Consider the following 6,953-nt stretch of genomic DNA (forward strand, 5'->3'; position numbering starts at 1 on the left):
AAGTTTAGAGGAGGATGATTAAATGATGCAGCCAATGACGGCAAAAGAGCTGGAGTACATTGCAGACTCTATGTCCAACGAGGATTTATTAATTAAGCAATGTGCAACGCTTGTTGCTACCGGTACTACACCAGCGCTTAGAAATTTATGCTCACAAATGATTCAAACCCATCAGCAGCACTATGATTCTTTGCTGCATGCGATTTCGCACCATCAGCAAATGGCTCCAACACAGCCTCAACAATAAGAAGGATTTTAAAAGAAGATTAGGAGGTCAATCATAATGCAGCAACAACAAAAGCAATCGATATTGACTGAGGAAGATTTGGCAGGCACGATCCTTAGCGATTTGAAAAGAGTTGTTCGTGAATATGCAACAGCAGCAACAGAGTCTACTTGTCCTGATATTCGCCAGCTGTTTACGAAATTGACAGACAGCACATTGGCACTGCAAGGCCAGCTGTTTACGGCGATGCAGCAAGCGAATATGTACAATACATCCTCGCCTGCGCTGCGTCAGGAGCTGGACAAGCAGGCTAAGCAATATCAGCAAACCAAACAAAAAACGAGCCAGTTTTTACAGCAAAACCTTGGGCAACAGCAAAACCAAACAATGTATACGCCGCAAATGCAGCAGTCCGGCCAATATCAACAAGGCTCACAAACGCATTACATGTAAAGACCCCTTTGGGGTCTTTCCTTTTTATAAGGAATAGGAAGCAGAAGCAGCTTTTACATATGATGCTAATATTTCTCCGCGAGAAGTGCTGAAGCCGCCAAAATAAAGGCTTCAGCCTTTTATGCTTTGATTGCGCGAGAAACAAAAACGTTGTAAAATATTCTTTATAATTGCAGTTGTACTGGAAGGAGTTATACAATGACCGAATTACAGTTGAAAGTGCTTGAACTGCTTCAGGAGGATGCGCGCAGGGATGCAGATTTGATCGCAACCATGTTAGCCGTAACAACCGAGGAAGTAAAGCAAGCCATCGCCGAGCTAGAGAAAGACCATATTATCGTGAAGTATGCGACAGTCGTAAACTGGAGCAAGATTGACGACCAGAAGGTAACTGCACTTATTGAGGTACAAATTACACCAGAACGCGGTCGCGGTTTCGAAGGAATCGCTGAGCGCATTTATTTATATCCAGAAGTAAAATCCGTCTACCTGATGTCGGGAGCATACGATTTGCTCGTTGAGGTTGAAGGAAAAACGTTGAAAGAGGTCGCCTCTTTTGTATCGAATAAACTATCACCTATTGACGCGGTATTATCGACAAAAACATTTTTTATTTTGAAAAAATACAAACAAGACGGCATTATCTTCGAGGAGCATGAAGGTGATCATCGGTTGATGGTTTCGCCGTGAAAAAAGGGTGATGGCAATGATTAAAGATGAAGAGAAACAACCCTCCACACCTTTGCAGCGTCAATCGATGGCTGATTATTTGTCACCGCTCGTTCGGGGCATCAAACCGTCGGGAATCCGTCGGTTTTTTGATTTGGTCAGTACGCGCAAGGATGTTATTACATTAGGAGTAGGGGAACCGGACTTTGTGACGCCATGGCATGTTCGGGAAGCTGCTGTATATGCGCTTGAAATGGGGAAAACGCAATACACGTCAAATGCAGGTATGCCAGAGCTTCGCGAAGCCATTGGGCAGTACTTAAATGATCAATTTGCCGTACCTTACAACCCTGCGAATGAAATTTTAGTAACCGTTGGCGGCAGTGAAGCCATTGATCTTGCCCTTCGTGCGTTTATTTCGCCAGGTGATGAAATCTTAATTCCTGAGCCATGTTATATTTCCTATTCACCAATAACCGCACTTACCGGAGGAAAACCTGTCGGTATTGAAACGTTTGCCAAAGATGAATTTAAGCTGAAGGCAGAGTCGCTTCAAGCCGTTATAACGCCAAAATCAAAAGTACTTATTTTATGTTATCCAAGCAACCCTACTGGCGGCACTATGACCTATGAGGACTGGCTGCCTATTGCAAAGCTAGTGGAAGAGAATGATCTTATTGTTATTTCCGATGAGATTTATGCGGAGCTTACTTATGGCTCGAAGCATGTAAGCTTTGCTGCAATGCCAGGGATGAAGGATCGTACCATTCTTGTGAGCGGCTTCTCGAAAGCTTTCGCGATGACAGGCTGGCGGATGGGTTATGCTTGCGGCCATCCTGATCTTATTGCAGCTATGTTAAAAATTCATCAGTATACAGTGATGTGCGCGCCGATTATGGCACAGTATGCAGCACTTGAAGCACTTCAACATGGCTTAGAAGAGAAGGACCGCATGGTGGAGGCTTATAATCAGCGCCGGCGTCTTGTCGTAAAAGGATTCAGGGAAATCGGACTCGATTGCCATGAGCCGCAGGGTGCATTTTATGCATTCCCATCGATCGTATCGACTGGCTTATCAAGTGAGGAGTTTGCGCAGCGTCTGCTCGACGAAGCGAATGTTGCAGCTGTTCCGGGAGATGTATTCGGTCTCGGAGGCGAAGGCCATCTTCGCTGCTCCTATGCAACTTCTGTCACGAATCTGACTGAAGCGCTTGATCGAATAGGCGGCTTTGTACATCGCTTGAAGCAAGAAGGCTAATTTAGCGCCTTTAATAAACAGCAGGTCAGGAGCTTATCCGACCTGCTGTTTGCATGAATAGAGAGTAATGGATGAAAAAAGGAGGCAAGGCCGATGAAACTATACACAAGAACGGGCGATAGCGGTCAGACATCTTTAATTGGCGGCCGCGTGCGCAAGGATGATGTTCGTGTTGAGGCATATGGTACCATTGACGAATTGAATTGTTTTGTAGGGCAGGCAGCGGCGGAAGCTGCCAAACACGAAGAGCTGGCAGAAATGGCAGCTTGGCTCGTTGATATTCAGCAGGAATTGTTTGACTGCGGCTCAGATCTTGCTTACGCCGTTGAAGGCGCGCCTCTAAAAATATCAGCAGAGCCGTCTAAACGTCTGGAAGAATGGATTGACCAATATACAGCAGAGGCGCCGGAAATCACGAGGTTTATTTTGCCGGGAGGAAGCTCTGTTTCTGCAGTTCTGCATGTATGCCGAACGGTATGCCGCCGGGCAGAGCGCCGCGTTGTAACGCTTGCAGCGGAGCATCCGATTAATGCCGATGTACAAACGTATTTGAATCGATTGTCCGATTTTTTCTTCGCCGCTGCTAGAGTTGCAAATGCGAAGCTTGGCGTATCAGATACGGAATATGTACGCAGCGCAGAAGTATTTCGGAAGCCTAAAAAATGATGGATAGACTTGAATTATTATATTATCGGCCGTTGGTGGCTGCGGTTAGTGAGGCAGAGCATGGAATGACCGTCCGGCGGGTGCTGGAGCGTCAACTGGGCGTATCACGCAAGCTGCTCTCGCAAGTAAAGCAAACGGAGCATGGACTGACTGTTAACGAGATTCGTGCCTATACAACAGCTCCCGTTGCAGCGGGCGATATCATTCGCGTACGCATGGAGAGGGAAATTTCCGGAGATATTTTGCCGCAACCTATTCCGGTACAGATCGTATTCGAGGATGAGGATCTGCTTATCGTAAATAAACCAGCCGGTATGATCGTCCATCCGACCCATGGACATTACACGGGGACGCTTGCTAATGGTATCGTCTACCATTGGCAAGAGGCGGGAGAGAAGGTGCGTTTCCGTCCCGTCCACCGCCTTGATGAAGAAACATCCGGACTTGTTGCTATTGCAAAAACCTCATATGTACATCAACAGCTTTCGGAGCAAATGCAGGCAAACGGTATTTTAAAGCTGTACCGTGCTTATGTTTATGGCTGCCCTGAGCCAGCTGCGGGAGTGGTTGATGCGCCGATTGACCGTGACCCAGACCAGCCGCATGTTCGCATCGTCACGCCAGAGGGTTATCCGTCTATTACGCACTATGAGACGATTGCACATTATGAATCTACTTCGGACAAGCCTGCCGCAGCGGCAGTGCGCTTAAAGCTCGAAACGGGACGGACGCATCAAATTCGCGTTCATATGAAGCATATCGGCTGCCCGCTTATCGGAGATAAAATGTATGGTACTCAGCAAGGTGTGGAGGAAGAGTGGGAGGACGCAGTCGGTCGTCAAGCACTCCATGCCGAGATACTGGGCTTTACCCATCCAATTACAAAAAAATGGATGGGATGGCGTGCGGATTTGCCGCCTGAGCTTGAACGATTAGAACGGAGTCTATCAAAATAAATGGGACTAGTCAGCCCAATGCTGGAGGAAACAAGAGGATGACGAAACAAAAGGAACTAACTATCATTCAATATCCAAAATGCGGTACATGCCGCTCAGCGCTTAAATCGCTGCAAAATAAGGGCAACGATGTCGTATCCAGAAATATTGTTGAGCAAACACCTACAGCTGCGGAACTGAAGGAGATTGTCAAAAACAGCGGTCTGGAGCTGAAAAAGTTTTTTAACACATCTGGAGATGTGTACAGGGAGCTTGGTTTGAAGGACAAGCTGGCTGACATGTCTGAAGATGAGAAATATGACTTGCTTGCTTCGAACGGCATGCTGATTAAACGGCCTATCGTGACGGATGGCAAGACGGTTACTGTTGGATATAAGGAAGAACAATACGAACAAGTTTGGAACAATGGAAAAGGGTGAATGGACGTATGTCACAAACCAAATGGCGTTCCAATAGGCTGTCGCAGCTAGGATCATCCATATTTGCAGAAGTTGCAGCGTGGAAGCGGTCAGCTGTGGAAAGCGGTCTTGATATTATTGATCTTGGCATCGGAAATCCGGATCAGCCGCCTTCGCCCGCCGTTAGACAGGCGCTTAGTGAAGCGGCATTGCGCAGTGATATGTACTCGTATCCAGCAATTAAAAGCGGCTTGCCATTTCGAGAGCATGCAGCGAAATGGATGAAGCATCGATTTAACGTGGAGCTGGATGCTGGAGACGAGATCGTAACACTGCTTGGCTCACAAGACGGTCTTGCCCATCTTGCCATGGCGCTTTGTGATCCTGGCGATATCGTTTTGCTGCCTAATCCGGGGTATCCGATTTATGCTGCATCATTAGCGCTCGCGGGAGTCGAATCTGTATTGATGCCGCTGCGCGAGGAGAATGGCTTTATGCCTGATCTGGAGGCAATACCGGATTCGGAATGGGACCAGGCAACGTTTATTTTGCTCAATTACCCGAACAACCCGATTTCTGCTACAGCGGACATCTCCTTTTTTGAGCGATTGATTGATAAAGCAAAGCGTCATAACGTATTGGTCGTTCATGATCTTGCATACTCCGAAATGGGATTTGAAGGCTGTGAGCCGCCTAGCATTCTTGAGGTACCAGGTGCAATCGACCATGCGGTTGAATTCCATTCTTTGTCCAAAAGCTTCAACATGGCTGGCTGCAGAATTGGTTTTTTGGCTGGAAATAGAGCAGCAGTCGCCGCTCTCCGCGAGCTGAAAGCGAATATTGACTACGGCGTGTTTGATCCTATTCAAGAGGCAGGAATTGTTGCACTTCAGGAAGCGATAGCAAATGTAGAGAAGCCAAAGGCAGGAAAGCTTTATGAGCAGCGGCGCAATACATTCCTTGAAGCGCTTCGAGCAGAAGGATGGGATATTGCGGCACCTCGGGCAACAATGTTCGTTTGGGCGCAGCTTCCTCCTATGCAGTGGTCGCTTAGCGAGCCGTGGACGTCCAGGCGAATTTCCCAGGAAATGCTTCGTCAAACAGGCGTTGTCGTTGTGCCTGGGGAAGCTTTTGGCTCCGAGGGTGAAGGTTATGTAAGAATAGCGCTGGTAGAAAGCGAAGAACGGTTGAAGGAAGCTGCGGGGCGGATTGGAAAATTTATTCGTGGGCAATAAATATTAATAATGGTTTTATATGTTTGAGAGGGGTTTTATAACGATGAGTGAACAACGTTTACTTTTGGTTGATGGGATGGCAATCTTATTTCGGGCTTATTTCGCTACTTCATTCGGAGGAAGCGTTCGTAAAACAAGTGCAGGCGTACCTGTTAATGCAGTACATGGTTTTGTTCGGTATTTCATGGATGCAATCAATACGTTTAATCCAACACATGTCGTATGCTGCTGGGATATGGGAAGCACGACATTTCGTACGGAGCAGTATGATGGTTACAAATCCAATCGTCCGTCTGCGCCAGAGGATCTAATTCCTCAGTTTGATCTTGTGAAAGAAGTTGTTGCCAGCTTCGGTGTACCGAATATTGGGATCGCAGGATATGAGGCGGATGACTGCATTGGAACACTTGCTGCTGCACTTAAGGATCAAGCGCAAATTTTTGTTGTGACGGGTGACCATGATATGCTTCAGCTGGTGGACGACCGGGTATCGGTTGCGATCATGAAGAAGGGCATCGGGAACTACATGGTGTATACGCCGGAAACGCTAATGGAAGAACGCCAACTTACGCCTATTCAAATTATCGACATCAAAGGGTTAATGGGAGATACAGCGGACAATTACCCTGGCGTGAAAGGTATCGGAGAAAAAACAGCTCATAAACTTATTCAAGAGCATGGTTCTATCGAGGGTTTGCTCGCTAATTTGGAGGCGGTATCCAAAACTATCCGAGTGAAAATTGAAGCAGATCTTGATATGCTGCATCTATCCCGTGATTTAGCGACAATTCGCTGTGATGTGCCAGTATCGGCAGAGCTTGATGGCTGCTGCTGGGCGTATGAACGCGAAACCGTATTGCTCAAATTTGAAGAGCTGGAATTTAAAAGCTTGATTTCGCTTATTGGATAAATGAAAAGGATCTCCTCTTACGGTTATATACCGTGGTCAAGACCCCTATTTGTAGACATTGCAAAAAACACCTAGGCAGAAAGCTGACGTCTGTAAGCAACAGGCGTCAGTTTTTTTAGTTTTCTCTGCGGTCGCTCGTTATTATAGAAATGCAAATATTCTTCAATTCTCCTTTGTGCCTC

The 6,953-nt window shown here is 46.8% G+C and carries 10 protein-coding genes; 9 read left to right on the forward strand and 1 reads right to left on the reverse strand.

Annotated features, from left to right (window positions below):
- Positions 1-22 precede the first annotated feature (22 nt).
- The 9 genes from AC1DM9_RS25990 (at position 23) to AC1DM9_RS26030 (ending at position 6,771) form a co-directional block, all read left to right on the forward strand.
- Positions 23-247 carry a hypothetical protein gene (locus tag AC1DM9_RS25990; RefSeq protein ID WP_339207707.1) on the forward strand — a complete coding sequence of 75 codons (225 nt, stop codon included), beginning with the start codon at positions 23-25 and terminating at the stop codon, positions 245-247.
- Between the two features lie 36 nt (positions 248-283).
- Entirely contained in the window at positions 284-679 is a 396-nt protein-coding gene (locus AC1DM9_RS25995) for a spore coat protein (RefSeq protein ID WP_339207709.1), read from the forward strand.
- A gap of 198 nt (positions 680-877) precedes the next feature.
- Positions 878-1,369, forward strand: a complete 492-nt coding sequence (locus AC1DM9_RS26000) for an Lrp/AsnC family transcriptional regulator (RefSeq protein WP_076267879.1) — start codon at positions 878-880, stop codon at positions 1,367-1,369.
- 16 nt (positions 1,370-1,385) lie between these two features.
- Complete coding sequence (locus tag AC1DM9_RS26005) at positions 1,386-2,606, forward strand: aminotransferase class I/II-fold pyridoxal phosphate-dependent enzyme (protein WP_477582974.1); 1,221 nt, start codon at positions 1,386-1,388, stop codon at positions 2,604-2,606.
- A gap of 93 nt (positions 2,607-2,699) precedes the next feature.
- Positions 2,700-3,272, forward strand: coding sequence for a cob(I)yrinic acid a,c-diamide adenosyltransferase (locus tag AC1DM9_RS26010; protein WP_441908963.1), 573 nt, complete (start codon positions 2,700-2,702; stop codon positions 3,270-3,272).
- Complete coding sequence (locus AC1DM9_RS26015; protein WP_477509344.1) at positions 3,269-4,228, forward strand: RluA family pseudouridine synthase; 960 nt, start codon at positions 3,269-3,271, stop codon at positions 4,226-4,228. Before AC1DM9_RS26010 ends, AC1DM9_RS26015 begins: the two co-directional genes overlap by 4 nt.
- A 38-nt stretch (positions 4,229-4,266) precedes the next feature.
- Positions 4,267-4,647, forward strand: a complete 381-nt coding sequence (locus tag AC1DM9_RS26020) for an arsenate reductase family protein (protein WP_076267876.1) — start codon at positions 4,267-4,269, stop codon at positions 4,645-4,647.
- Between the two features lie 8 nt (positions 4,648-4,655).
- Positions 4,656-5,861 (forward strand): aminotransferase class I/II-fold pyridoxal phosphate-dependent enzyme, encoded by a 1,206-nt coding sequence (locus tag AC1DM9_RS26025; protein WP_477582977.1) that lies wholly within the window; start codon positions 4,656-4,658, stop codon positions 5,859-5,861.
- A 43-nt stretch (positions 5,862-5,904) separates the two neighbouring features.
- Positions 5,905-6,771, forward strand: coding sequence for a 5'-3' exonuclease (locus AC1DM9_RS26030; RefSeq protein WP_430057621.1), 867 nt, complete (start codon positions 5,905-5,907; stop codon positions 6,769-6,771).
- Positions 6,772-6,842: 71 nt separating this feature from the next.
- Here the strand turns inward: AC1DM9_RS26030 and AC1DM9_RS26035 are convergent, their stop codons facing one another.
- Complete coding sequence (locus tag AC1DM9_RS26035; protein WP_441878496.1) at positions 6,843-6,938, reverse strand: IS3 family transposase; 96 nt, start codon at positions 6,936-6,938, stop codon at positions 6,843-6,845.
- Between the last annotated feature and the right edge of the window lie 15 nt (positions 6,939-6,953).

It is taken from the genome of Paenibacillus sp. 01T431 (assembly GCF_056398625.1).

Excerpts from the sequence above, each read along its gene's own strand:
- AC1DM9_RS26015 (WP_477509344.1), top strand. The coding sequence starts at position 3,269 with ATGATGGATAGACTTGAATTATTATATTATCGGCCGTTGGTGGCTGCG.
- AC1DM9_RS26005 (WP_477582974.1), top strand. The coding sequence starts at position 1,386 with ATGATTAAAGATGAAGAGAAACAACCCTCCACACCTTTGCAGCGTCAA.
- AC1DM9_RS26010 (WP_441908963.1), top strand. The coding sequence starts at position 2,700 with ATGAAACTATACACAAGAACGGGCGATAGCGGTCAGACATCTTTAATT.
- AC1DM9_RS26000 (WP_076267879.1), top strand. The coding sequence starts at position 878 with ATGACCGAATTACAGTTGAAAGTGCTTGAACTGCTTCAGGAGGATGCG.
- AC1DM9_RS26025 (WP_477582977.1), top strand. The coding sequence starts at position 4,656 with ATGTCACAAACCAAATGGCGTTCCAATAGGCTGTCGCAGCTAGGATCA.
- AC1DM9_RS26030 (WP_430057621.1), top strand. The coding sequence starts at position 5,905 with ATGAGTGAACAACGTTTACTTTTGGTTGATGGGATGGCAATCTTATTT.
- AC1DM9_RS26020 (WP_076267876.1), top strand. The coding sequence starts at position 4,267 with ATGACGAAACAAAAGGAACTAACTATCATTCAATATCCAAAATGCGGT.
- AC1DM9_RS25995 (WP_339207709.1), top strand. The coding sequence starts at position 284 with ATGCAGCAACAACAAAAGCAATCGATATTGACTGAGGAAGATTTGGCA.
- AC1DM9_RS25990 (WP_339207707.1), top strand. The coding sequence starts at position 23 with ATGATGCAGCCAATGACGGCAAAAGAGCTGGAGTACATTGCAGACTCT.